Origin of the sequence: Frigoribacterium sp. CFBP 8766, assembly GCF_014841435.1 — a bacterium.
GTDB lineage: Bacteria > Actinomycetota > Actinomycetes > Actinomycetales > Microbacteriaceae > Frigoribacterium.
The window spans coordinates 504,953-529,132 of sequence record NZ_JACYTX010000001.1 but is presented as its reverse complement, the minus strand read 5'-3'; the positions used below and the strand labels follow the sequence as shown (position 1 = coordinate 529,132).

Annotated in this window: 25 protein-coding genes and 1 pseudogene; 11 read left to right on the top strand and 15 right to left on the bottom strand. The window is 73.9% G+C overall.

Annotated elements, in window-relative coordinates:
• Positions 1-36: 36 nt before the first annotated feature.
• The 3 genes from IFT90_RS02525 to IFT90_RS16800 form a co-directional block, all read right to left on the bottom strand.
• Complete coding sequence (locus IFT90_RS02525) at positions 37-669, bottom strand: hypothetical protein (RefSeq protein ID WP_192040830.1); 633 nt, start codon at positions 667-669, stop codon at positions 37-39.
• Positions 670-1,145: 476 nt separating this feature from the next.
• Positions 1,146-2,483 (bottom strand): MFS transporter, encoded by a 1,338-nt coding sequence (locus tag IFT90_RS02520; protein ID WP_192040829.1) that lies wholly within the window; start codon positions 2,481-2,483, stop codon positions 1,146-1,148.
• Between the two features lie 193 nt (positions 2,484-2,676).
• Positions 2,677-3,168, bottom strand: coding sequence for a DUF805 domain-containing protein (locus IFT90_RS16800; protein WP_371812139.1), 492 nt, complete (start codon positions 3,166-3,168; stop codon positions 2,677-2,679).
• Between the two features lie 284 nt (positions 3,169-3,452).
• On the opposite strand from IFT90_RS16800, the gene IFT90_RS02510 reads away from it, so the two are divergent.
• Genes IFT90_RS02510 through IFT90_RS02500 form a run of 3 tightly spaced genes read left to right on the top strand, consistent with a single transcriptional unit; the run spans position 3,453 to position 4,632 of the window.
• Positions 3,453-3,848 (top strand): DUF3253 domain-containing protein, encoded by a 396-nt coding sequence (locus tag IFT90_RS02510; RefSeq protein WP_192040828.1) that lies wholly within the window; start codon positions 3,453-3,455, stop codon positions 3,846-3,848.
• Positions 3,845-4,219 (top strand): DUF202 domain-containing protein, encoded by a 375-nt coding sequence (locus IFT90_RS02505; protein WP_192040827.1) that lies wholly within the window; start codon positions 3,845-3,847, stop codon positions 4,217-4,219. The genes IFT90_RS02510 and IFT90_RS02505 overlap by 4 nt, the downstream gene beginning before the upstream one ends.
• The gene (locus IFT90_RS02500; protein ID WP_192040826.1) at positions 4,216-4,632 is read left to right on the top strand and encodes a DUF202 domain-containing protein; all 417 of its coding nucleotides are present in this window, start codon (positions 4,216-4,218) and stop codon (positions 4,630-4,632) included. Before IFT90_RS02505 ends, IFT90_RS02500 begins: the two co-directional genes overlap by 4 nt.
• Positions 4,633-4,823: 191 nt before the next feature.
• Here IFT90_RS02500 and IFT90_RS02495 read toward each other — a convergent pair whose 3' ends face one another.
• Positions 4,824-5,342 carry a DinB family protein gene (locus tag IFT90_RS02495; RefSeq protein ID WP_192040825.1) on the bottom strand — a complete coding sequence of 173 codons (519 nt, stop codon included), beginning with the start codon at positions 5,340-5,342 and terminating at the stop codon, positions 4,824-4,826.
• A 167-nt stretch (positions 5,343-5,509) separates the two neighbouring features.
• On the opposite strand from IFT90_RS02495, the gene IFT90_RS02490 reads away from it, so the two are divergent.
• Positions 5,510-6,877 carry a LysM domain-containing protein gene (locus IFT90_RS02490; RefSeq protein WP_192040824.1) on the top strand — a complete coding sequence of 456 codons (1,368 nt, stop codon included), beginning with the start codon at positions 5,510-5,512 and terminating at the stop codon, positions 6,875-6,877.
• A 212-nt stretch (positions 6,878-7,089) separates the two neighbouring features.
• On the opposite strand, the gene bla is transcribed toward IFT90_RS02490, so the two are convergent.
• Positions 7,090-8,109, bottom strand: coding sequence for a class A beta-lactamase (bla, locus tag IFT90_RS02485; protein ID WP_192040823.1), 1,020 nt, complete (start codon positions 8,107-8,109; stop codon positions 7,090-7,092).
• Between the two features lie 148 nt (positions 8,110-8,257).
• A complete protein-coding gene (locus IFT90_RS02480; RefSeq protein WP_192040822.1) occupies positions 8,258-8,803 on the bottom strand; it encodes an MOSC domain-containing protein in 546 nt (181 codons plus the stop codon).
• Between the two features lie 102 nt (positions 8,804-8,905).
• Between IFT90_RS02480 and IFT90_RS02475 the strand changes: the two genes are divergently transcribed.
• Positions 8,906-9,934 carry a hypothetical protein gene (locus IFT90_RS02475; protein WP_192040821.1) on the top strand — a complete coding sequence of 343 codons (1,029 nt, stop codon included), beginning with the start codon at positions 8,906-8,908 and terminating at the stop codon, positions 9,932-9,934.
• A gap of 118 nt (positions 9,935-10,052) precedes the next feature.
• Here IFT90_RS02475 and IFT90_RS02470 read toward each other — a convergent pair whose 3' ends face one another.
• Together IFT90_RS02470 and IFT90_RS02465 are read right to left on the bottom strand one after the other, a co-directional pair.
• The gene (locus tag IFT90_RS02470) at positions 10,053-10,628 is read right to left on the bottom strand and encodes a GIY-YIG nuclease family protein (RefSeq protein WP_192040820.1); all 576 of its coding nucleotides are present in this window, start codon (positions 10,626-10,628) and stop codon (positions 10,053-10,055) included.
• A gap of 52 nt (positions 10,629-10,680) precedes the next feature.
• Positions 10,681-10,914, bottom strand: coding sequence for a hypothetical protein (locus IFT90_RS02465; RefSeq protein ID WP_192041470.1), 234 nt, complete (start codon positions 10,912-10,914; stop codon positions 10,681-10,683).
• A 149-nt stretch (positions 10,915-11,063) separates the two neighbouring features.
• Between IFT90_RS02465 and IFT90_RS02460 the strand changes: the two genes are divergently transcribed.
• From IFT90_RS02460 to IFT90_RS02440, 5 genes are all read left to right on the top strand, one after another.
• Positions 11,064-12,266, top strand: a complete 1,203-nt coding sequence (locus IFT90_RS02460; RefSeq protein ID WP_192040819.1) for a hypothetical protein — start codon at positions 11,064-11,066, stop codon at positions 12,264-12,266.
• A gap of 2 nt (positions 12,267-12,268) precedes the next feature.
• Complete coding sequence (locus IFT90_RS02455; protein ID WP_192040818.1) at positions 12,269-12,952, top strand: hypothetical protein; 684 nt, start codon at positions 12,269-12,271, stop codon at positions 12,950-12,952.
• Positions 12,953-13,084: 132 nt separating this feature from the next.
• Positions 13,085-13,531, top strand: a complete 447-nt coding sequence (locus tag IFT90_RS02450; RefSeq protein WP_192040817.1) for a MarR family winged helix-turn-helix transcriptional regulator — start codon at positions 13,085-13,087, stop codon at positions 13,529-13,531.
• Between the two features lie 80 nt (positions 13,532-13,611).
• Positions 13,612-14,052 (top strand): OsmC family peroxiredoxin, encoded by a 441-nt coding sequence (locus IFT90_RS02445; RefSeq protein WP_192040816.1) that lies wholly within the window; start codon positions 13,612-13,614, stop codon positions 14,050-14,052.
• Positions 14,053-14,354: 302 nt separating this feature from the next.
• Positions 14,355-14,597: a hypothetical protein gene (locus tag IFT90_RS02440; protein ID WP_192040815.1), complete on the top strand. Its 243-nt coding sequence runs from the start codon at positions 14,355-14,357 to the stop codon at positions 14,595-14,597.
• Between the two features lie 98 nt (positions 14,598-14,695).
• On the opposite strand, the gene IFT90_RS02435 is transcribed toward IFT90_RS02440, so the two are convergent.
• A complete protein-coding gene (locus IFT90_RS02435; protein WP_192040814.1) occupies positions 14,696-15,418 on the bottom strand; it encodes an HAD family hydrolase in 723 nt (240 codons plus the stop codon).
• Positions 15,419-15,535: 117 nt separating this feature from the next.
• On the opposite strand from IFT90_RS02435, the gene IFT90_RS02430 reads away from it, so the two are divergent.
• Positions 15,536-16,213 carry an NADPH-dependent F420 reductase gene (locus IFT90_RS02430; RefSeq protein ID WP_244644732.1) on the top strand — a complete coding sequence of 226 codons (678 nt, stop codon included), beginning with the start codon at positions 15,536-15,538 and terminating at the stop codon, positions 16,211-16,213.
• 236 nt (positions 16,214-16,449) lie between these two features.
• Here the strand turns inward: IFT90_RS02430 and IFT90_RS02425 are convergent, their stop codons facing one another.
• From IFT90_RS02425 to IFT90_RS02400, 6 genes and pseudogenes are all read right to left on the bottom strand, one after another.
• The gene (locus IFT90_RS02425) at positions 16,450-18,537 is read right to left on the bottom strand and encodes a hypothetical protein (RefSeq protein WP_192040813.1); all 2,088 of its coding nucleotides are present in this window, start codon (positions 18,535-18,537) and stop codon (positions 16,450-16,452) included.
• 118 nt (positions 18,538-18,655) lie between these two features.
• Entirely contained in the window at positions 18,656-19,669 is a 1,014-nt protein-coding gene (locus IFT90_RS02420; RefSeq protein WP_192041398.1) for a glycosidase, read from the bottom strand.
• 70 nt (positions 19,670-19,739) lie between these two features.
• Positions 19,740-20,573, bottom strand: coding sequence for a carbohydrate ABC transporter permease (locus tag IFT90_RS02415; protein ID WP_192040812.1), 834 nt, complete (start codon positions 20,571-20,573; stop codon positions 19,740-19,742).
• Position 20,574: 1 nt separating this feature from the next.
• Positions 20,575-21,426: pseudogene (locus tag IFT90_RS02410) on the bottom strand (carbohydrate ABC transporter permease); the annotation flags it as partial.
• Between the two features lie 50 nt (positions 21,427-21,476).
• Positions 21,477-22,766 (bottom strand): extracellular solute-binding protein, encoded by a 1,290-nt coding sequence (locus IFT90_RS02405; RefSeq protein WP_192040811.1) that lies wholly within the window; start codon positions 22,764-22,766, stop codon positions 21,477-21,479.
• Positions 22,767-22,846: 80 nt separating this feature from the next.
• Complete coding sequence (locus IFT90_RS02400) at positions 22,847-24,076, bottom strand: hypothetical protein (RefSeq protein ID WP_192040810.1); 1,230 nt, start codon at positions 24,074-24,076, stop codon at positions 22,847-22,849.
• Positions 24,077-24,180 lie beyond the last annotated feature (104 nt).

Genomic DNA, 24,180 nt, shown 5'->3' with positions numbered 1-24,180 from the left:
GCCGCGTGATGCGGCTTCCGGCTGCCGCTGCCGCTGCTAGTTGATCAGCGAGAAGGCCGCGTCGAGGGCCTGGTCGGCGTCGAGCGAGGTCTCGGTGGTCGCGGTCGCCGTGACGTTGAACAGGCCGTGCGTCGTGATGACCGTGCCGCCGTTCACGAGGATGCCCGTGCTCTCGCCGGTCTGGGTGAACGCGCGCCCGTCGAGGTCGGCGGCGCGGCTGTCGTCGACGGCGGTGACGCCCTCGGTCGCGGCCACGGTGTCGGCCTGCTCGGCGATGGTGTCGGCGTCGAACTCCTGCACCTGGGCGACCGCGATGACCGCCTGCACGGCGCTCGCGTCGGTGGTCTCCTCGGTCGACGAGGCCCACGAGCACTGGAAGCCCTCGTCGGTCGCCGTGCTCTCGTCCCGCAGCTCGAGGCCCTCGACCGCGGAGCCCAGGGCCGCGCCCACGGCCTCGCACGAGCCGAAGGCGATCATCGTGCCGGGCTCGCCGTCGCCTGCCGACGCCGAGCTGCCGCTGCCCGACCCGCTCGTCGCCCCCTGGCTCGCCTCGTCGTCGGAGTCGCCGCCGCTCGTGCAGCCGGTGAGGAGGAGCGCCAGCGCCAGCGCCCCGGAGGCGGCAGTCGCCACGGCCCTGCGCGAGCGGGTCGTCGAGATGGTCGGTGTCATGGGTGTCTCCCCCTGGGGACTCGCCGCCGGCTCCCTGCGCCGGCGGGCCGTGCCACCTTACCGAGGGGCTCCGACGGCGGTCCCGGTGACGGGGGCGCGCCTCCTCGGGCCCGGCCGCGCCGCTCCGGTGGCGCTGGCCGCCCTGCCTGGCCTGGCCGCTGGGCGCAAGCCGGCAGGTGCGTGCACCTGCTCGTGCGCCCTCGCGGCGACCAGCGGGTACCGTCGAGCGTCCACCGACGATACGGAGTCACCCATGGCCTCGCTGCTCCGCAGGCTCGCACCCCTGCTCATCCCCATCATCATCCGCAAGTTCCAGAACCGGAAGGGCGGCGGGAACGGTCAGGCCGGTTCCGGCTCCGGTCGCCGCCGCTAGGCACCCGCACCGCTCTGACACCGCCGAGTGAACGGAACACCGCCGAACTACGCGGTGGCCCGTTCACTCGGCGGTGTTCGCATTCGGCCGCCGCGGGCGCGAGCTAGCGGCGCGCGCGGGCGACCAGCACGCGGTCGGTGACGACCACGGCCACGAGCACTACGGCCGCGATGCCGACGTAGAGCAGCGGCAGCGTGTCGAGCCCCGACCCGTCGAGCACGAGGGCGCCGATCAGGGCGCCTCCGCCGATGCCGGTGTTGAACGCCGTCGTGTAGAACGCGCTGGCGATGTCGCGGTGCTTCTCGGGGCTGACCTGCAGCATCTTCGTCTGGAACAGCGGGGGCAGCGCCCCGAACGTCACGCCCCAGATCACGAAGGCGACCAAGGAGGGGCCCGGCTGCCCCTCGAGCAGCACCAGCGCCAGCACGGACACCACCACGATGCCCACCCCCACGGGGATGCTGACCCGCGGCCGCTTGCCGAGGAACCAGCCGACCATGAGCAGGCCGACGCCGCCCGCGATGCCGAACGCGAAGAGCGCGACGCTGAGGCTCGACTCCGCGATGCCCGTCGAGCGCAGCAGGTACGGCGCGATGTAGGTGAAGAACGAGTAGTGGCCGACCATGAACACGGCCGTGATCAGGCAGCTGAAGACGATGCCCATGACCGACGGCGGCGGCAGGTGCCGCGACGCGGTCGGCGTCGAGCCGGTGAGCGTCGGGACGCTGCCCTTCGCGGTCGAGGCGGCCAGCGCCTCCTCGGAGTCGCCTGCGGGCCGTGCCGTGTGCGTCGACGGGACCGGCGGCAACAGACGCCAGACGAGCACCGCGCCGAGGGCCATCGCCCCGGCGAGGATGCCGAAGGCGGCACGCCAGCCGAGGGCCTGGCCGAGCGCCGTGCCGAGGGGCACGCCGAGCACGAAGGCCAGCGTGCCGCCGCTCATCGCGACGGCGAGCGCGCGCCCGACCTGCTCCCGCGGGACGAGGTGCGCCGCGTACGCGCCGCCGATCGCCCAGAACATGCCGTGCGCCAGTCCGCCGAGCACCCGCGACGCGACGACGAGCTCGTAGGTCGGCGCGATCGCCGTGAGCGCCGCGCTGATCGCGAGCACGGTGATGAGGCCGACCACGATGAGGTGGCGGGGCAGCTTGCGGGTCAGGTGCGTGAGCCCGGTGCTGGTGAGCACCACGGTGAATGCGAACACGCTGACGAGCAGGCCGATGCTCGACTCGCTGACGCCGAGCTCGCCGCTCATCTCGGGCAGCAGGCCGGTGGGCAGCATCTCGCCCGAGATGCTGAGGAACGTCGCGACGGCGAGCGCGAGCAGCCCGGCGAGGGGGAACTTCGCGGGGGTGACAGGTCGACCCGTCGAGGAGGCGCGGGTCGAGGACGAAGCAGAGGTGGAGGTCGTCGAGGGACGACCCTGGGCAGCAGGTGTCATGGGAGGGTCTCGGTCAGTCGGCGGGCGCCGTTCCCTCGACCCGAGGTGCCGTGGCTCCGGCAGCTCTGCTGCGGTTCAGCGGTGCTGACGCTCAGCGATGCTGCGGGGCCGGCTCGGCGGGGAGGATGGTGATCCCGACTGCGCGCTGTCGTGCACGCCCGGGGCCGCACGTGACGCGCGACCAGGGTCGATCCTACTGGCTGCCCGTCGGGGGCGCCAGGGACGGATCGGCGACCCGCCCGTCGACGGGCACACGCTCGAAGCGGACGCCCGCCGGCTTCGAGCGCTGCGCCAGCAGCACGAGCACCACGAACGACAGCAGCGGCACGATCACGGCGCCGAGCGCCCACGACGCCGAGTAGTCCGCGTCGTGCAGCCGCCGGATCGCGAGGGTGACCATCGGAGCGAGGGTGAGCAGCGACCACACCGTCCAGATCAGGACGGAGGCGCCGCCCGCTGGGTCGCCGGAGGTGTCGGTCCACGAGAAGATCGGCACGGTCCCCAGCGGACCCGGCCCGAAAGGACCTGTCGGCAGGCTGAGGTCGCGAGTCCGGCCCTGCAGCAGCGGCACGAGCAGCAGCAGGACCGCCGCGACGGCGGTCTGCAGCAGCCACGTCCACCAGAACTCCGAGCGGCTGGCCCGCCCCGTGGTGGTGAGGCGGGTGACGGCCCGGGCCCAGGCGATCCAGGGCCGCGAGACGGAGACGGGGCCGTGGACGGTCAGCGAGTCGGGCAGTCGGATGCGCGCGCCTCCTCGGTGCGGACGGCCGTGGCGGTCGTGGTCGTGCGGCGGCCCGGTCGGCGCCGTCGCTCCCTCGACGCTAGCGAGAGCAGACCGCTCTGTCGAGGGCAGGTCGACCGACGGGTCGCGACGCTCGAGCGACGAACCTGCGCGGAGGATCGCGTCGGTTCACCGTCCTCGCGTCGGTTCGTCAGCCACGCGTCAGCCGCGAGGCGCAGCATGGACGGGTGAGCACGCCCGACGAGAAGACCTGCCGCTCGTGCGGCCGCCGCATCGAGTGGCGCAAGAAGTGGGCCGCGAACTGGGACGAGGTCGCCTACTGCAGCGACGCGTGCCGCCGCCGCAAGGTGACCGCGCTCGACCGCCAGCTCGAGGAGCGGATCCGCGAGCTCCTCGCCGCCCGTGCCGCGACGTCGACGATCTGCCCGTCCGACGTCGCCCGGTCGATCGCCCCCGACGACGAAGCCGCCTGGCGCGACCTCATGGAGCCCGTCCGACGGGCCGCCCGACGGCTCGTCGCGGCCGGCGAGGTCGACATCACGCAGGGCGGCTCGGTGGTCGACCCGTCGACCGCCAAGGGCCCGATCCGCATCCGCCGGCGGCGCGCAGGAGGCGGCCGGTGAGCGCAGGGGGCGGCGACCGCCGGTTCCCCCGTCGCGTCTACGGCACGGGGCAGGAGCCCGACGTCCGGTTCAGCCTGGCCAACGAGCGCACGTTCCTGGCCTGGGTGCGCACGTCGCTCGCGCTCGTGGCGGGCGGCGTCGCCCTCGAGGCGCTGGGCCTCGGCCTGCAGCCCGGGCTGCGGCTCGCGGCGTCGCTCGTGCTGATCGTCGCCGGGATCGCGGCGCCCGTGCAGGCCTGGGTCGGCTGGGCCCGCACCGAGCGTGCTCTGCGGGCCGACCGGCCGCTGCCGTCCGCGCCGCTGGCGCTGCCGCTCGGCATCGCGGTCGCGGTCGCCGGGGTGCTCGTGCTGCTCGGGGTCGTGCTGGCGTGACCGATGGCCCGTGGGACCCGGGCCTGCAGCCCGAGCGCACCGCGCTCGCCTGGCGCCGCACCGGCCTGGCGCTGACCGTCGGGTCGCTGATCGGGCTGCGCGTGCTGCCGCCCCTGCTCGGACCCGCCGCCTACGTGCTGGCCGGGCTCGGGGTCGTCGCGTCGCTCGCCGTGCTCGCGGCGGCGCACCGGCGGGACCGACGGGTGCACCGCCTCCTGCTCGCCGCCCGTGACGCCGGACGCACCCGCGCCGACGGCGGCTCGGAGAGCGATCCCGGTGACGGCGTCGACGCCGGCTCGACGGGCTCGCCTGCCCGGGTGCCCACCACCGGGGGCGCGCTGCCCGCGGCGACCGCGGCGCTCGCCCTCGCGGCCGGCCTCGGCGCCCTCGTCGTGGCGCTCGGGGTCCGCTGACCGCACGCGACGGCGGTCGAGTTGCCCTGAACGGCTTTTCCCCGTCAGCCCGAGCGACCGTTCAGGGCAACTCGAGCGACTCGGGCCGACTCGGCGACCCGATCATCGGCGCCGACGGAGCCCGGGCCACCATCCGAGGCAAGTGGATGATCGTCGGCCGGCGTCGCGACGGGCGGAGACCGCGAGAGCCGTCAGCGGCGCACGTCGTGCAGGTGGTGCACCGGGTCGTGCACGAAGTAGAGGCCGAGCGTCTCCACCGTGAAGGCGGCTCCGTCGCCGCGCAGGCCGGTGCGGTGCACCTGGTCGGCGGGCACCTCCTCGAAGCGGCGGGCGACGACCTCGGCCGCGGCGAGCAGCTGCTCGGCGACGACGGCCGGGTCCTGTCCGGGGTAGTCGTCGTCGCGCGCCGTGGCGTCCTGGTCCCAGTTCTCGAAGGCGGGGGCGTCCTCGTCGAGCATGCGCCGGAGGCGGCCGTCGAAGACCCGGAACACGTCGCGCACGTGCGCGCCGTACTCGAGCGGCGACCAGGTCGCGTCGTCCGGTCGCTCGCGGGCGTCGTCGCGTCGCAGCTCGGCGGGCCACGCCGCGGCGTTCGCCCGCACCAGGCCGGGCACGTCGCCCAGCTCGACCTCGGCGGCGTCGTAGCCGCACTCGGGGCAGGGCTCGTCGAGCACCCAGGTCCAGTTCTTCGTGTCGGGGACGATCGGCATGACCCGACCGTAGCCAGTCGCCGAGGAGGCACGCGAGGGAGATCCTGCCGACCTGCGTCGAGCGACCGCCACGAGGAGCCGGGAGGGAGACGGCGCGCGTCGGGACGTCGAACGGGCCCGGCTCGACCGTGTCGGCAGCCTGTCCTAGGATCGCCGAAGGGGGGAACATGACGGACGATCACACACCAGGGCCGCACGACGACGACGTCGAGCGCGATGACACAGAACGCGGGCCCGATCCGCACGGCGACGACGCGGCGGCCGAGCAGGCCGCTGTGGACGAGCGTGCCGTCACCGACGAGCGCCCCGGCGCGGCCGACACGTCGACGCGCGCGACGACTCAGCCGACCGAGGTGCAGCCCGGCGCGCCCACGGCCCGCACGCCCGACGACGAGCCGGCCCCCGCGACGGGCGCGGGCCCGCGACTCGTGCCGTGGACGCACCGCCCCACGACGTCGGAGGGCACGGCCGGGTCGGCCGCCGCCTCCTCGGGGCGCTCCGGTGCGGCAGGTGCCGCCGGGGCAGCCGGGGCAGCGGGCGCGACGGGCGCCGCCGCAGCGAGCGCCGACACCGACTCCGACTCCGACTCCCAGGACGACGAGCCCGGGCGGCGACGCATGCGCCCGGCCGCGATCCTGGCCGTGGTCGGCGGAGCGGCCGTGGTCGCCGTGGTGCTCGGCACGGTCCTCGCGTTCTCGAGCGGCGGCCCGCTCGCGTCCGGCGCCCCCGCCGCGACGTCGGAGCCGGCCTCCCCGATCACGACCAGCGCACGCCCGTCGACCAGCCCCACGCCGAGCGCGACGCCGACGCCGACGGCGTCCGCCTCGCCGTCCCCGCGTGCCGCGACCCCTCCCCCCGCGGAGGCCGCCGAGGAGGCGCCCTACGTCACTCCCGTCGCGGCGGGCACGGTGGTGGCCGAGGCCGACGTGCGGTCGCCGAAGGGCAGCATCGCGTTCCACTACCGGGTCGTCGCCGTGGGCGACGGCACCTTCTCGACCGAGTGGTCGGGCTACACCTCGACCCTGCCGGTCACGGTCCAGCTCTCCTACTTCGAGATCGCGCCCGCGGTCTTCGACGGCCTGACGTCCCCCGGCGACGGCGTGGCCGTGCTCGGCGGGCCCACCTCGGCACCGACGTCGGGCTCCGCGCCCCTGCCGATCGGACAGCCGTCGTACCTCGGCACCCTCGTCGTGTCCACGGCCGAGGCAGCACCCGACGTGCCCGTCGAGATCAGCCGCGGCAAGGTCCTCGCGGTCGCTCCGGTCAGGTGGTCGGTGCCCCCGAAGACGACCAACATCGTCCCGGTCGACGGCGGCGTCGGGAACTGGGCCAACGGCGTCGTGACGGCGACCACCGCCGCGGGGGCGCCCAAGCGCTACCAGGTCTCCACCGGCGACACCGCCGACGGCGTCGCCGCGCGCTTCGGCATCACGGTCGCGGCCCTGATCTACCTGAACCAGGGCCTCGAGGTGATCGACGACCAGCAGCGCCTGTTCGACGAGACGACGCTCCTCCTCGACCCGGACAGCCTCTGACGGTCGGAGAGCACCGGCAGCCGATGGTCAGGGAGCGACCGGCAGCCGCCGAGTGGTCAGTTCCTGTTCTCCAGGGGCGACTGAGCGACCGGAACTGACCACTCGACCTCGGGCTGGTGCCGACCGGCTCCGAGCCAGCCAGACCGGCCGAGCCAGTGCAGGTCAGGTCGGGGCCGGCCAGGTCAGGTCAGGGCCGGTCAGGGCCGGTCAGGTCAGGAAGGCGTCGGCAGTGCCCCGAGCACGATCGCGGCCGCGCGCGCGACGAGGGCGTCGTCGTAGCGGGCGTCGGGGTCGTTCCGCGTCGTGAACACGGTGACGACGACCGGTGCCCGGCCGGGAGGGGTGACGACCGCGACGTCGTTGCGGATGCCGCCCGCGCCTCCTGACTTGTCGGCCACGACCCAGCCGTCCGGGGCTCCGGCACGGATCAGGGTGTCGCCGGTCGCGTTGCCGCTCATCCAGTCGAGCAGCAGTGCGCGGTCGGAGTCGGCGAGCCAGCGACCGTCGAGCAGCGCGCCGAGGTCGGCGGTGAAGGCCGCGGGAGTGCTCGTGTCGTCGGTGCTGCCGGGCTCGATCGTGTTGAGGTCGGGCTCCCGGTTCACGACCTCGGTGGTCGTGTCGCCGATGTCCTCGAGCCCCTGGTCGAGGCCGGCCGGCCCCCCGACGCGGTCGAGCACGATGTTGAGGGCCGTGTTGTCGCTCTTCCGCACGGCTGCCTCGGCGAGCTGCGCGAGGGTCAGCCCGTCGGCGACGTGCTCGCTCGTCACCGGCGAGTGGCCGGCGGCCTCGACGTCGGCGGCGGTCCAGGTGACGACCTCCTCGCGCTGCTCGGCGGGCACGTCGTGCAGCAGCTGGGCCGCCGCGAGCGCCTTGATCGACGAGGCGTAGCCGAAGCACTCGTCGGCGCGGTGCCAGGCCGTCGCTCCGGTCTCCGTGTCGACGACGCCGACGCCGACGCGGGCGTCGAACTCGGCCTCGAGCGCGGCGAGGTCGTCGGCCACGTCGGCGGAGACGTCGACCGTCGGCGTCGCGGACGGGGTGGCGGCAGCGCCCGACGACGGGCTCGCCGTCGCGGCGGCACCCGACGGGGACGTGCTGCAGCCGCTGACGACGACGGCGACGAGCGCGGCCGTCGCGAGCGCCGCCGTGGTGCCGGGGGTGCGCGTCCTGCCGCGAGCGGCGGTGGTGGTGCTGGCGCTGGTGCTGGTGCTGGTGTGCGACCTGGTCCTCATGGAGCTCCTCCTGGCGTCCCCTCGCCGGGCCGCGGTCACGACCGGGCGGGGACGTCCCCGACAGCATGGCCGCCGTCGCGCCCTCGCCAGGGGCGGACGACACGAGGAGGTGCGGAGTCCATCCCCGAGGATGACTCGCCCTCCGACCTCAGACGGGCTGCAGCGCCGCGTGTTCTCCCTCGGGCAGCTCGACGCCGACACTGTCGCCGGGAGCGACGCGGCCGCCGGCGAGCACCACGGCCATGACTCCCGCCTTGCGCACCACCTGGCCCTCGTCGTCCCGGGTCACCAGCTCGCGCATCAGGCCGGCCTCGAGCCCGTCGATCTGCACGCACGGGTTCCGCAGCCCGGTGACCTCGACGACCGCGTCGGGTCCGAGCCGCAGCACCGCGCCGCGGGGCAGCCCGAGCAGGTCGACCCCGCGCGTCGTGACGTTCTCGCCCAGCTCGCCCGGGGCGACCTCGAAGCCGGAGCCCTCCACTTCGTCGAACAGCTCGGCGTGCACCAGGTGCACCTGGCGCAGGTTCGGCTGCGAGGGGTCACGGGCGACCCGCGAGCGGTGCTGCACGGTGGTGCCGGCGTGGGCGTCGCCCTCGACGCCGAGCCCGGCGATCAGGACGATGTCGTCGACCACCTCCTTCGAGAAGCGGTGCTCGGGGTCGCGGCTGACGGAGACGACGGAGGCGGCGGTCATGTCCCCATCATCCGCCGCGACGGGCGCCGGGTCGAGGGGGCGCCTCCTCGTGGTCGATCGAGTCCGAGCGCCGATGTCGGCGGCAGGTCGTAGCGTCGCGGCGTGCCCGAACCGATCGAGAGCTGGTGGGCCCGCCGTCAGCGGTCCCGTGCCGCCGAGGTGCCGTACGCGCCCGGCGCCTACCGCGACGCGTGGGCGCGCTACCCCGTGCTCGTGCGGCAGTACCGGCCCGAGCACAACCGGGGGCTGCTGCTGAGCCAGGTGCCTCCCGCGGCCGACGTCTGGCTGACCTGGCTCTGCGACGTGGGCCACCAGTTCGTCGCGACGCCCGACGAGCAGCGCCACCGGCCCGGGCGTGAGCGACGGCGGTCGTCGTGGTGCCCGACCTGCGCCGATCTCGCGTCGCCGCGGCGGCTGCCGGCCGTGCCGATGGACCCGGCGCCGAAGCGCCCGCGCGACGCCCCCGAGACGGCGGCCCCGGTCGCCACGACCACGGATTTGCCGCCGGGTCGGGGCCCGCGTCCGGGTCCCTTCGTCGACGGCGGTGAGCGGGCCGCACTGCTCCAGCGCATCGGGGCGTCCCGGCCGGGCCTGCCGTCGCCGACGCCACGGCCGATGTCGTCGCCACGGCCGTCCCCCGCAGCCCGCGTCCCGAGGAGGCGCGACCAGCTCTGCGACCGCACCCCCGACCTGCCCGTCGGCGAGGCGTTCTCGAGCGCGTGCGCACCGCCTCCTGCGTCCGCGGTCGAGGAGCAGCTGAGGGCCGACCTCGCCGCCGCGATCACGTTCACCGCGGGGGTCAACGCGGTCCGCCTCGCGCGGCCGTTCTTCGAGCACCTCGAGGCGTGGCCCGACGTGCTGCTGCCCGAGCTCCGTGTCGCGGTCGAGTACGACTCGACGGGCAGGCACGGGCTCGAGCACGTCGGCCACCGCGAGGAGGCGGACCGCCGCAAGGACCGCGCGCTCCGCTCCGCAGGGTGGGAGGTCGTCCGGGTCCGGACCGGCGGTCTCGAGGCGCTCGGCCCGCACGACCTCGTCGTCTCGGGGCTGACGCGCAGCACGGTGCCGCAGCTGCTCGACGTGTTCCGCGAGGTGCGCGGCGACCTCTACGTCGACGCCTGGCTGCGCTGACCCGAGCGGGCCGACCCGATCGAGCCCGCCCGAGCGGGCCCACCCGATCGATGTGACGCGTCGGGGGCGTCGGCGGTCGGTCGACCCCCTGCGACGCGTCACCTCGATCGCCCGGCGATCACGACCGCAGGGCGAGGGCCTCGCTGCGCCAGCGCGCATAGCTGCTCCACGGGTCGTCCGAGCCGGCCCGGAGCGTCGCCGCGTGCGCGAGCAGCTCGGGCGCGGCCGTGAACCACTCGGTGCGCGCGAGGCGGTGCTCGGCGAACTGCACGTGCCGGCGGTGCTCGACGAGCCGGTCGCCGCGCTCGAAGGCGAGCAGGTCGTCGTGCCAGATGCGGGCGAGCCGGCGGCGAGGGTCGGACGAGGTGCCGATCTTGACCCGGTCGTCGAAGCGCAGGTAGTAGACGACGTCGACCCGCGGAGGTGCGAGCTCGCCGTCCGGCGAGTCGCCGTGCCGCCACTCGCAGACCGCGCAGAGCCAGCCCGACGGCCAGTGGACGCCGAGCCGGGACCCGCACGCGACGCACGGCGAGGGCAGCAGGTCGGTGAGGCCGTGCTCGCGCTCCGACCAGTCGGCGGCGGCGTCGAGGTGCCAGGCGCAGAGCGGGGCCGGGGCGCCGGGCTCGACCGGACGACCGCAGCCGTCGACGCAGCAGACGGAGGAGGCGCGGTTGGCGCTAGAGGACCCGGTCACGTCGTCACCGTAGGCGCCGCCCCCGACATCAGAGCCGCTCGTCCGCAGCGGGTCAGTCGCGCGTGTGCGCCTCTCCCCCGCCGGGACGGACCTTCGCGGTGTCGGCGACGTCGATGCGGGTGACGCCGTCCGGTCGCTCCTCGGTGGTGATGCGCGGGGCGGCGTCGGTCTCGTCCGACTTCGGCGCGCGCGTCAGCTGGTCGTGCCGCTTCTCGTCGGCGGTCATGCCGGTGGGGTCGTCGTGGTCGCCGGTCGTGCCGTCGTGCTCGGTCGCGTCGCTGCTCATGTGGTCGAGGCTACGCGGGCGCCGCCCCCGTGGCCCCGCCGCATCCCCGGGCAGGCGCCTCGTCCGATCGCCCTCGGTTCACCCGTCCGGGCAGGCTCCCACCCGGCGATCGCCGTGCCCCCCGAAAGCGGGGCGGCCACACTGGGAGCGTGACCGACGACGACCACCGCCCCGCGTCCCCGCCGCCCGCCGCACCAGCGCCCGCCGTGCCCACCGCCACCGCCGCCACCGCCACCGCCGGCGGGGCGACGCCGACGCAGCAGCGACGCACCGGCCGTCGCGACCTCGTGGGTGCCCTCGCGTTCGCCGCAGCGGTCGTCGTCGTGGCGGCGGCACAGATCGGGGGCACGGTCCTCCTCGTCCTGCTCGTGGACGGCGGCGGCGTGACCGCTCTCCTGCTCGGGGCCCTCGGCCTGGCCCTCCTGACGATCGCCCCGATCGTCCTCGGCGCCGTCCTCGCGGCGTGGGACGTGCCCACCACCCACCGGGAGCAGCAGCGCGCCCGGCGCCTGCTCGGGTGGATGCTCGGCGTCCAGGCGGGAGGAGCGGCCCTGGTGCTGCTGTCCGCCTGGCTGAGCGACCCGCCCGCCTGGCTCCCCGCCTCCTTCGTCGCCCTCGGCGCCGCGCTCACGGTGGTCGCCCTCGTCGCGGGCCCGGCGGTCGGCGAGCACGTCCGGCAGGGCGCGGAGCCGGTCGAGTGGCGACAGGTCCCCCGCGGGGAGGTGCGCCGCGGGGAGGTGCGCCGCGGGGTGCGCACGGTGACGCTCGCGTTCGTCCTCACGTTCGTCCCGGCCGCCGTCGGCCTCTCGTTCGTCCCCCTCGACGACGACGACTCAGGCGCGGACCTCCTCTTCGTCGCCGCCGGGCTGGGGTTCCTCGCCGCCTCGATCGCGTGCACCGTCGTCTCGTTCCGGCTGATGAAGCAGGCGGGGGCGGTGATCGGCCGCGACCATGACCGGGCCAGGAGGATCGGCAAGGCCGTCCTGTCCCGCCGCCCGCTCGAACTGGGCCCCGACGACGAGCGGGCCGCCGCCCGGTGGGCCTCCGTGAGCGCGGTGTCGCTCCCGGTGCAGTACGCCCAGAGCGCGACGCTGTTCGCCGGCCTGATCTGCAACCAGCTGCCGCAGGCGCTCGGCGAGGACGGCTGGATCTTCTCCCGCGTCCTGATGGTCGTGATGGCCGCCATGCTGCTCGGCTTCGCGCCCTTCTTCCTGACGCGGGCCTCGCGTGCTCGGCGCTACGCCGCGGCACGGCCGCACCTGCTGCCGCCGAGCGCGGCCGAGACGGCGGGACCAGCGGGATCTGCGGGCACGGCGGGTCCGGCTCCCGTCCCCGGCGGCGAACGCTCGTGACCGTGCCGTTCCCCAGCCGGCGCGACCTCCGCCGCCGCGGCTGGCACGAGTGGCGGGCCGGGGCCGCGCAGCTCGTCACGCCGCGTCGCCGTCTCGTGCTCGCCGTGGCGGCCGTCGTCGTCGGCTCCGCGGCCGCACTGGGCATAGACCGTTCCCTCTCGGGCGTCGACGCCTTCGACGGGCCGGGCGCGGTCCGTGCGGTCGCCGCACTCGCCTTCGCCTCGATGTCCGTCGCCTTCGTCGTCCTGGTGGCCGTCGGAGTCTGGCTGCGGCGCGATCGTCGGTCGCTGGCACCGGTGTCGTGGCGGGACGACCGGCTCGTGGGCGACTACTCGAGCGAGGGCGCGCCGGAGCTGTCCGCGACCCTGGCGCCGCGCCTCCTCGCCTCGGCCCGCAAGCAGCGGCTCGGCCTCGTGGGCGCGCTCACGATGACCCTCGGTGGTGCGGCCGCGTTCACGCTCGGCATCGTCGGCGTGGTGGTCATCGCTATCACGGAGGGGTTCCCCGGATTCGGCTTCGCCGGCGCCCTGCTCTCGGTCCTCAGCCTGCCGTTCACCGCGGCCGCCAGCCTCGAGGGACTGGGTCGCGCCGCCGTCGCGCTCGACCTCGCCGCGGCGCACCCATCTCGTTCGCACCTCGCGGACATCGAGTTGCCCCGGGATGCTGCTTCTCCCTCGTCGAACTGACGCTCCGGGGCAACTCGTCTGGAGCGCAGCCCACACGCGGGCCGCCACGGGAGGCGCCCGGGTCAGAGAATGAGTTGCGCACAACTCAGTTATGTGCGACTGAGTTGTGCGCAACGTGCTACTGTCGTCGACATGACCGCGGCCGCCCCGACCACCCCCCTGCTCGACGAGCAGATCTGCTTCGCGCTCTACGCCGCGTCGCGGGCGCTGACCACCCGGTATCGCGAACTGCTCGAGCCGCTGGGCATCACCTACCCGCAGTACCTCGTCATGCTGGTGCTGTGGGAGCAGGGGCCGACCGGGGTCTCGGGCCTCGGCGAGCGCCTCCACCTCGACTCGGGCACGCTCTCCCCGCTGCTGCGTCGCCTCGAGGGCCAGGGCCTCGTCACCCGCGCCCGGGTGCCCGACGACGAGCGCAGCGTGCGCGTCGAGCTCACCGCCGACGGCGAGGCGCTCCGGGCCTCGGCAGCCGGCATCCCGGCGAGCATCTGCGCCGCGACGGGCCTCGACCCCGCGGCGATCGCGGCCCTCACGGCCCAGGTCGGCGAGCTGGGCGACAGCGTCCGCGCCGCCTCCTAGGCCTGCTGCTGCGTCTCGCCGCGACCCGCGGCCCCCACGACTCCACCGACTCCCCCATCCCCACACGAAAGAAGGACACGATGCCCACTCGCACCTCCCGCACCGCATGGAACGGCAGCCTCGAGACCGGCGAGGGCCAGGTCGAGCTCTCGAGCTCGAAGCTCGGCACGTACGACGTCTCGTTCCCGAAGCGCGCCGCCGACGACGCCAACGGCTCGACCAGCCCCGAGGAGCTCCTCGCGGCCGCCCACTCCGCCTGCTACGCCATGCAGTTCAGCGCCGTCCTCGGCCAGGCCGGCGGCACCGTCGAGGCGCTCGACGTCAAGGCCGACGTCTCGCTCGGCCCGGACTCGGCCGGCGGCTTCAAGCTCACCGGCATCGCCCTCACCGTCCGCGGCGAGGTCTCCGGCATCGACGAGGCCCAGTTCCAGGCCGCCGCGAAGGACGCCAAGGAGACCTGCCCCGTGAGCAAGGCGCTGACCGGCGTCGAGATCACGCTCGACGCGACGCTCGAGAGCTAGGCAGCACCGCAGCACCGACGAGCCCCGCTCCTCACCGTCCGCGCACGACGCGGCGAGGGGCGGGGCTCTCTCGTGCGGCTGATCCGTCACGAGACGGATCAGGCCACGCGGACACCCTCGTCCCGGGCAGCACCGCGGTCGCAGCACGAGGCCGCAAGACCGCGGCCGCAGCCCCGCGGCCGCAGCCCCGATCTGGGGCCAGGCCGGGGCCAGTCTCGAGGAGGCGGCACTCCGAACCCGAGGCGACGCAGCAGCGCTCGGGCACGGACGACCGGGCGGACATTCCACGGAAGGCCCCGACGATGCACGACGAGACGCGCCCCACGGCGACCCCCACCTGCCCCGACTGCCACGGCCCGGCGCGGCTCGTCGACAACCCGTACTACGGCTCCGGGCTGAGCGTGCACCCGTGGGTGCTCACCTGCACGGCCTGCTCGTCGTCGACGTTCGTGCCCCGGCAGGAGCCGCGGGCGGCAGCCGCACCGTGCCCGATCCGGGGCCGCAGCGCGTGGGCCCGCCTCGTCGGCCGGCGCGGTCGACGCTGACACCCACCCCTCCCGGCACCACACCGCGCTTCGTGCACTGCACCGGGACTAGACGCGGTGCAGTGCACGAAACACGGCGAGCCGCAGCGCAGCGCAGGTCAGCGCAGCCGACCCACGACGCTCCCGTCGAGCCCCGCCAGCAGCGCCGCCACGTCGTCCCACACCTCGACCGCGCCGGCCTCGGTCAGCGACGCCGACGACGTCCCGCCCGAGCGGACGCCGACGCAGGTGACCCCGGCGCAACCGGCCGCCTCCACGTCCCAGACGGCGTCGCCGACCATCACCGCGTGCGCGGCGTCGACCCCGGCCTTCTCGAGCGCACCCTGCACGATGCCCGGGTCGGGCTTGGCGGTCTCCGCGTCCTCCGACGAGGTGACCGCCCAGAGCGCACCCTCGACGTCGAGCAGGTCGCGCAGCACGGCGAGCTCCTCCTCGGGGGCGCTGGTCGCGAGCACGACCCGGTGGCCCCGTCGCGTGAGCTCGTCGAGCAGCTCGGTCGCCCGCGCGAAGACGTGCAGGTCGGTGTCGCCGTGGGGCAGGTAGTGCGCGGAGTGGCGCTCCTTCGCCTCGTCGCTCCGCGCCTCCGCGACCTCGTCGCCCAGCAGCCCCGAGAGCAGCAGCGTCGAGTCCTCGCCGATCGCCTCGTGGATCCGCCAGCTGTCGACCGGGTGCCCGATGTCGGCGAACGCCTTCGACCAGGCGTCGACGTGCGCGTAGTTCGAGTCGACCAGGGTCCCGTCGATGTCGAAGAGGACGGCGGTCGTGCGGGCGTCGGAGGCGTCGTTCCTGGAGTCCGAGGAAGCGCGGGTCGAGTCGGTCATGCATCCACCCTGTCCCTGCAGCGACTGCACCGTTCGCCCCTCGCGACGACTGGGCGCCTCCTCCGAGCTGCCTGGGAGCGGGAACACACGACCGTCGCGCGGGCGTTGGCTGGAAGCATGACTACGTACGGAATCATCGGAGCAGGCAACATCGGCAGCCAGGTCGCCCGGGCGCTCATCACCCAGGGACACGACGTCGTGATCAGCAACTCGCGCGGACCCGAGACCCTGGCCGACCTCGTCGCCGACCTGGGTGACAAGGCGCGCGCCGCCACGTCGCAGGAGGCGGCCGAGGCAGGCGAGGTCGTGGTCGTCACGGTCCCGCTGAAGAACTACGAGGAGGTGCCGGTCGAGCCGCTCGCGGGCAAGGTCGTCATCGACACGAACAACTACTACTTCGAGCGCGACGGCCACATCGCCGCCCTCGACAACGGCCTCGACACGGTGTCGGGCATGCTGCAGCGCCACCTGCCCGAGAGCAAGGTCGCCAAGGGCTTCAACCACATCATGGCGAAGGACATCACCACCGACGGCAAGCCGGCCGGCACCGAGGGCCGCCGTGCGCTCGCCACCTCGAGCGACTTCGAGGAGGCCGCCGAGCTCGTGCAGCGCCTCTACGACGAGGTCGGCTTCGACACCGTCAACGTGGGCCCGCTGAGCGAGAGCTGGCGCGTCGAGCGCGACCAGCCCGCCTACGTGGTGTCGCAGACCCGCTCGGAGCTCGTCGAGAACCTGGCCAAGGCCACCCGCGCGACGGCGACGAACGAGCCGGCGCCGCACGCCGACGAGGCGTAGCCGCAGCTCTCCCGCAGGAGGCGCCCCGCACCTCCTGCGGGCTGGTGCCCGGCACCTCCTGGGGGCGTTGAACACGCTTCGGAACCCCGTTCCGTTCAAAGAACCGCGAAGCAACACGGTTCTTCGAACGGAACGGGGTTCTTCGTTCGCGGAGGAGGCGTGCGGGGTGATCGTCGGGGCCCGCACGCCCGTTCGAGCCCGTTCCAGCGCGCCCGCGCCCGCGCGCCCGTGACCCCCTACCGCGTCGCGACGACGAACCCGCCGCCGCGCACCAGCGCGACCGACTGACCCGAGACCGTCCGCTGCGACACGAGCGCCCCGCGCGAGTCGTAGCTCGCGACCGTCGACCGCACGCCGCGTGCGCCGACCGTGGTCGGCAGCGGCAGCTTCGAGGTCGACGAGACGAGCTCGGTCGCCCGGCCGCCGGCCCCGGTCAGCGCGAGCCGCTGCACGAGCGGCCGGACGATCAGCGCGTCCACCGTCACCGGCTGCGACCCGCGGGCCGTCACCGTCACGGAGGTGGCCCCGGGCCCGACGGGGATCGGCAGCGTCTGCGGCAGCAGCGCCCCGGAGGCGGCGGTCACGCCCTGCGCGCCCACCCGGGTCGTCAGGGTGCCGAGCGGCACCCGTCCCGCCTTCCAGGTCGAGGTCGACACGACTCCCTCGGCGCCGAGCAGCACCGGCTCGACGTGACGCAGCCCCGACCCGGCGGGCACCGCGATCGTGGCGCTCTGTCCCGGCTGCAGCGTGAGCGCGGTGCCTCCGCTGTACTGCGACTCCCCCGTCCACGCCGAGTCGGGAGTGACGACGGTGCCGGTCGTGGACGACGCGCCCTCGGCCTCGATCGTCGTCAGCCCGTCACGCGACGCGACCGCGGTCGACGCCTGGGCCAGCGCCGACACGTCGGGGGCCCCGTCGAGCGCGATCATCGACAGCAGGCCGTGGATGGTGCTCTCGGCGCCGCTGTTGCCGTTGACGGAGCCGTCGGCCTGCACGCCGTCGTTCGTCACGCCGGTCGCCCGGTCGTAGACCGGCTTGCCCGAGCGGTTCGTGCCGAAGTACCAGCTCGCCGCGACGGCGGCCACCTGGCGGAAGCCCGCCCCGCCCGAGGCGTCGGCCACGGCGAGCGCCGATTGCAGGCGCGAGTCCGCACCGTAGGCGATCTGCGTCTGGTCGACGGGCGTCGGGTACCAGGCGTTGTCCGGCCCGCTGGCCGTGAGCAGGGTCGTCGTGAAGGAGGCGGTGTCGACGACCGCGGGAGCCCGCAGGTCGCTGCGCCCCAGCACGGTCGAGGCGCGGGCCAGGGCCGCGGGCATCTGCGACGCCCACGAGTGCCACATCGAGCGCGAGTGCGTCCACGGCAGCACCGCGCCGTACGGCCAGGTCTGCGGGTCGCCCGACGCCATGCGCGCCACGCCCTCAGCGAGCTGCGTCGTCGCGGTCCGCACCGTCGCGTCGTCGGGGGCGGCGGCCACGTACGAGCTGAGGCCGAGAACGGCCTCGGCCGTGGCGTCCGCGCCGTCGACGATCAGCCAGGCGGGCACCTGCGTGCCGTCGGCCACGTCGTACTGCCCGTAGCGCGACAGCGTGTCGCGCTGCAGCGCCGTCACGCCGAGCTGGAGGCGCTGCTGCAGGAACGCGGCGAACTCCGGGTCCTCGTCGCGGAACGCCGCGTAGCCCTCGCCGAACGCCCAGATGCTGCGGGCGAGCCAGTAGCTGTTGCCGCTGTCGGAGGGGTCGGGCAGCTCGACGGGGACGGGGCTGCGGTTGAACGTGCCGTCCGGCTGCATCCACAGCACGACGTTGCCGGCGGCCGGACCCGTCGTGGTCTGGAAGTACGCGGTCGCGCGCAGCAGCTCGTAGGCCTTGTCGCGGCTCGCCTCCGCCCCGGTCTGCTGCCAGTCGCGCAGGTACACGACCGCGGCGCGCGACACGTCGTCGGAGTTGTACGCGCCCTGTCCCCAGTACCCGGTCGCGGGGTCGAGCGGGCCGCCGCCCACCCGGGCGAAGGTGCCGCCGTCGCGGGCGTCCGCGTAGGTCCACGGCAGGGTCAGCGTCGGCTCGCTCTCGAGGCGGTACGACGTGTGCCCTTCCTCCGCGGCGGGTGTCGTCTGGTCGAGCAGGAAGTCGAGGTGCGCGAGGTTCGTGAGCGGCGCCTGCGCGGCAGCAGCAGTCGGCGCGGCGGCGCTCGGCGCAGCCGGCGCAGGCGCAGCCGGTGCCGCAGGAGGCGCGGCGGACGCCGGCAGCGCCCCCGTCACCCCCAGCGCGATCGCGGTCGTGGCGGCCAGGGCGAGCCCGGCCCATCGTGAGGTGCGTGCGGTCATCGTCGACCGCCTCCTTCTGTCTCGTCGTGCATGGTCGTCGAGTCGCCCCGGGATGTCGGGTCGACTCGTTCTGGGTGACGTTCTGGGGCAACTCGCCCGCAGCGCCCGGGCGTGCGGGTCAGGCGCGGTCGAGCCGGGCGACGCCGATCTTCGAGTCGGCCATGCCGTAGAAGACGAACGGCACCCCGTCCACCTCCTCGATCGCGGTGGGGAACACCACGTTCGGCACGATGCCGTCGCGCTCGTCGGCCGTCTCGGCCTCGAGCAGGGGCACGGCCGAGCGGGTCACGACGCGGGAGGGGTCGTCCGCGTCGAGGATCATGCCGCCCGCCGCGTAGTTGACGTTCTGCTGCTGGGCGAACACGTCGTCGATGACGCCCGTGACGCCGTGGTGCAGCAGCAGCCAGCCCTCGGGCACGCGGCGCGGGGGCGGGCCGCCGCCGATCTTGAGCTCCTCGAAGGGGAACTCGGGGCCGGCCACCGGGCGGTGCTGTCCCCAGCGGGCCAGGGCGCGATCGTCCGCCGCGACCGCGTCGACGGGCACGTAGCTGATCCAGATCGAGTGCCGCCCGTCGGTGACCCCGGCGGGCAGCGGGCTGCCCTCCCCCGGCACGGTGGCGCCGATGTGCCACATCGGCCGGTGCAGCACGGCGAAGCTGCGGACGCCGTCGGGTGCGGTGACGGGCGACGGGAAGAACGTCGTGTCCTTGTTGTGGAACAGCCCGAGGTCGGTGTCGAGCTCGTCGACGTAGTCGAAGGTCACGGGGCCGAGGCGACGCCACTCGCGCAGGTCGTCGCTGACGGCGACGGCCGTGCGGGGCCCGAGCGGACCGTACGCGACGTAGGTCATCACGTGCAGGCCGAGCTCGTCGACCCGGGTGACGCGCGGGTCCTCGACGCCCGAGTGCGTGGCGCCGCGCTCCCAGCCGCGGTCGGGGGCGAGCACGACGCCCTCGCGCTCGACGCCGACGGGCACGCCGTCGTCGACGACCACGCGGGCGAGGCCGACGCGCGAGACGTTGCCGGCGGCGACGAGCCGCGGCAGCAGGTACAGCTCGCCGTCGGGCCCGCGGCCCGAGCCGGGGTTGAGGACGCCCTCGGCCTCGAGCGGCTCGTCGGGGTCGGGCGCCATGACGACGCCGAGGCGCGTCAGGCGGTAGGGGAACGGAGGAGGTGCGGTGTCGGTCACGGGGGATCTCCTGTCAGCCCTTCACGCTCGAGCCGACGTCGGTCGAGATGAAGTAGCGCTGGAACACGATGAACAGCAGCACGACCGGGGCGGCGAGCACGACGGCTCCGGCCAGGGTCGCGCCGAAGGGGTTGGCGGCGGTGGCGGCGACGTTCGAGATGTAGTTCGCCAGCGAGACGGCGAGCGGCTGCATCGACGCCTCCTTGGTGATGAGGAACGGCCAGAGGAACTCGTTCCACGGCCCGATGAACGTCAGCAGCAGGGCCGTGACGAGCGCGGGGCGGACGAGCGGCAGGGCGATGTTCCACAGCAGTCGGAACTCGCCGGTGCCGTCGATGCGTGCCGCCTCGAACAGCTCGCGGGGCAGCTGCAGGAAGTACTGCCGGAAGATGATCACCGCCGTCGAGTTGATGGCGAACGGCAGGATCATGCCGAGGTAGTTGTCGCTCAGCCCGTAGTTGCGCGCGATGAGCACGTACAGCGGGATGACCAGCAGCTGGAACGGCACCACCTGGACGAGCAGCGCGAGGGCGAAGGTCACGCCGCGTCCTCGCCACTGCAGCACGGCGAGCGCGTAGCCGACGAGCACCCCGAAGACGACGGTGCAGATCAGCACGCCCGCGGTGAAGATGCCCGAGTTGACGAGCCCCGTGAGCAGCCCGATGCGGCTGTCGATCGCGGCGTAGTTCTCGAGGGTGAGGTTCGACGGGTGCGGGAACGCGCCCGCGACGGTCGGGTCGGGCCGCGCCTGCAGCGAGCCGATCACCATGTAGTAGAACGGGAAGAGGAACGCGAGCGCTCCCAGTACGAGCACGACGCCTCGCAGCGTGGTCTGGGTCCTGGACATCTCAGTCCTCCTTGCCGCCGGCGAACCGGTTCTGCAGCAGCGCGATGATCAGCACGAGCACGACGAGCACGACGCCGATCGCGGCCGCCTGGTCGGGGTTCCCCTGCTCGATGCCCTTCTGGTACATCAGCAGGACGGGCGACGTGGAGGCGCCGTTCGGGCCGCCTCCGCCGGTGAGCAGGTACGGCTCGGTGAACAGGTTCGCCCCGGTCACCGTCGACACGAGCAGCACCAGCACGGTCGCGGGGCGCACCCCGGGCACGGTCACGGTGAAGAACGACCGGATCGGGCCGGCACCGTCGCTCGACGCCGCCTCGTAGAGCTCCTTCGGCACGTTCTGCAGCGCCGCGAGGTACAGCAGGATGTAGAAGCCGAGCTGCTTCCACGTGACGAACAGCGCGATCGAGGGCATCGCCCAGGCCGAGTTGATCAACCACGACGGCGACGGCGCCAGCGGCCCCAGCACCTGGTTGACCAGGCCGCTCCCGTTGAAGAGGAACAGCCAGACGGCCACGACGGCGACGCTGGCCGCGAGGTACGGCACGTAGAAGGCGACGCGGAGGAAGCCCTTGAAGTGCGACACCTTGTCGAGCGCCGACGCCAGCACCATGCTCAGCACGACGGTGAGCGGCACGTTGATGACCAGGAAGACCCCGACGTTGCCGAACGACCGCAGGACGGCCGGGTCCGTGAACGCCGTGACGAAGTTCGCCAGCCCGACGAACGGCCGGTCGACGACCGCGCCCGGCGCGGTGAAGAAGTAGTCGTGGAACGCGATGTACACCGCGTAGATCAGCGGGTACGCGAAGACCGCGAGCACGAAGACCAGGTACGGCGCGCTGAGGAGCAGGCCNCTGCCGGTGACCGGGGCGGTCGCCCCGGCACGGAGGGAGGACACGGGTCTCAGCCCTGGGCCGCGAGCTCGTCGACCTTGTCGGCCGCGTCCTTCAGCGACGATCCGACGTCGCCCTCGCCGAAGATCACGCTCTTCGACCACGCGTCGCGGAACGCCTGCAGCTCGGCGACGGTGTTCGGGCCGGACGGCACCTCGATGGTGCGGGCCGCCTGGTCGCCGAACAGCGCGTACGACGGGTTGGCGTCGAAGTAGTCGGAGTAGGTCGAGGCGAGGTCGGTGCGGATCGGCATCTGGCCCGTGGTCTCGAGCAGGGCGCGGTCGGAGTCCTCGCTGGTCGAGTACTTCAGGAACTCCCACGCGGTGCCCTGGTTCTCGCACGCCGTGTACATGCCGACGTTCTTGGCGTCGCTGAACGTGTAGGTCTCGTCGGCGTCGGTGCCGTCCTTGGTGGGCACCGGCACGGCGCCCCAGTTCACGTCCTCGTAGACGTTGACCGCCCACGGACCGACGATCGACATCGCGGCCTCGCCGTCGGCGAAGCTGTCGCCCGTGTACTGCTCCTGGCCGGCCAGGCCCTGGTCGTACAGGTCGCGCCAGAAGCCGGCGACGTCCTCGCCCGCGCCGTCGGCGAAGGTGGCCTTGCCGTCCTCGATCAGGCCGGTGCCGCCGGTCTCGGCCGCGTAGAGCGGCATGAAGTCGAACTGCGACTGGAAGAACTCGCTGGTCGGGGCCGGGTGGATCGCGTAGTCGGAGACACCGGCGTCGACGAGCGTCTTGCTCGTGGCCAGGAAGTCGTCGTAGGTCGACAGCTCGGGGTTCTCGGCGTCGAGGCCGGCCTGGGTGAAGAGGTCCTTGTTGTAGAAGATCATCACCGGGTTCGACTTCCAAGGCATCTGGTAGTACTTGCCGTCGGCGTCCTGGTACTGCTCGGCGAGGTCGCCGCTGCGGTCCTCGATGTACTCGGCGCCGTCGTCGAAGCTCGACAGGTCGACGAGACCGCCCTGCTTCTGGAACTGGCCGACCGCGCTCGGGGCCGTGTTGTAGACGAGGCAGGGAGCGTTGCCGGCCGTGATGGCGGCGCCGATGACCTCTTCGCTCGACTTGCCGGCGGGGATCTCCTGGCCCTTGACCTGCTCGTCCGGGTGGTCGGCGTTCCAGGACGCGACCGTGGCCTTGCCCCACTCGACCTCGGACTCGTTGTTCGAGTACCAGATGGTGATGGGGCCCTTCGCGGTGAGGGCGTCGCCGCCTCCTCCTCCCCCGCCGCCCGAGCAGGCGGTCAGGCCGAGGCCGGCGAGCAGGACGGTGGCTCCGATGAGTGCGGTGCGTCGTTGCACGGTGTTCTCCTTGGGTTCGGGTGGTGCGCTGCGGTGCAGGGGTCGTACGTGGTGTCGTGCGGGTGGGGGTGTCGTGCGGGTCAGGTGGTGGGGGCGTCGGACGTCGACGCCTCGCGGTAGACGTAGAGGTCGCGGCGACCAGGAGGCGCGTCCCAGCCCTGCGCGAAGGTCCAGCGGCCGTCGACCCGGCCGAGGCCGCCCCAGCAGAGCGAGCCGCCGGGCGTCAGCGCGAGCTGGTCGAACGGGTGCTCGACGTCGTAGAGCGCCTGGCTCGCGGCGAAGCGACCCTCGGCGTCGTCGTGGAACACGTCGAGCACGAGCCGCCCGTCGCCGGTGACGATCGCCGCGGCGACCTCGTGCAGGTGCCCGCCGACGCTCGACAGGTCGAGGTACGGGGTCGGCTCGAAGGCCCACGTGCGCATGTCGTCCGACCGGCCGACGTGCAGCACGCCGTCGAAGCCCTCGCTGACGAACATCAGGTACTCGCCCCCGACGCGGACGGCGTCGCCGTGCTCGTCGCGCGGGATCACCGCGCCCTTCGCCCAGAGCCGCGTCTGCTCGGGGTCGGCGATCGGGCCGAGGCGCTCCCAGGTGACGAGGTCGTCGCTGACCGCGAGCATCATGTCGCAGCCGACCGCCTCGACGGGGTAGCCGCTGCTCGGGAACGCGGCCCGCGCCTCCTCGGTGATCGGCCAGATGCCGTTGTAGAAGAGCCAGAAGCGATCCTCGGCGCGGTAGACCTTCGGGTCCTCGGTGCCCAGCAGCTCGAGGTCGCGGGTCGGGCGGACGACCGGGTTCGCCGGGTCGTCGACCCAGGCGGCGGTGTCGGTGCCGTTGCCGGAGCCGGTGCCGGTCAGGTCGCGGGTGGCGTGGCCGATGCGGCTGCCGAGGCTCTCCTTGACGGGCGAGGCGCGGTAGAAGAGGTGCAGCACGCCCTCGTGCTCGATCATCGTCGGGTTGTAGAGCGACGAGCTGGTCCAGCCGATGCCGTCGGGGTCGTCCCACTGGTGGTCGAGCGTGAAGGTCAGCGCGGGGTCGGCGGCGAAGGGGCCGACGGCCCAGTCGGGACGGTCGGCGCCGTACGCCGCCGCGCCCGAGAAGGTGAGCTGGGCGAGGGCGCTGGTCAGCGCGTTCCGGTGCGCGAGCGCGCCGTCGAGCACCTGCCGGAGGCGGTCGCGCGTCAGCGGGACGCGGTGCGCCGCGAGGGCGGTCGCCCCGGTCGCCCCGGTCGCGTCGTGGTCGACGCTGCCTGCTGGCACGGCGGCGGCTCGGGCGAGGTCGCGGGCGGCGGTGGTCGTCGCGGGGTCCATGGGCACCAACTTCGTCGTCGGGTGGCTGTCTCGATCTACCGAAACGTTTCGGTAGAGGTGAAGCTAGCACGCCCACCTCCGAAGCGGAACCCCGCCTCTCCCCC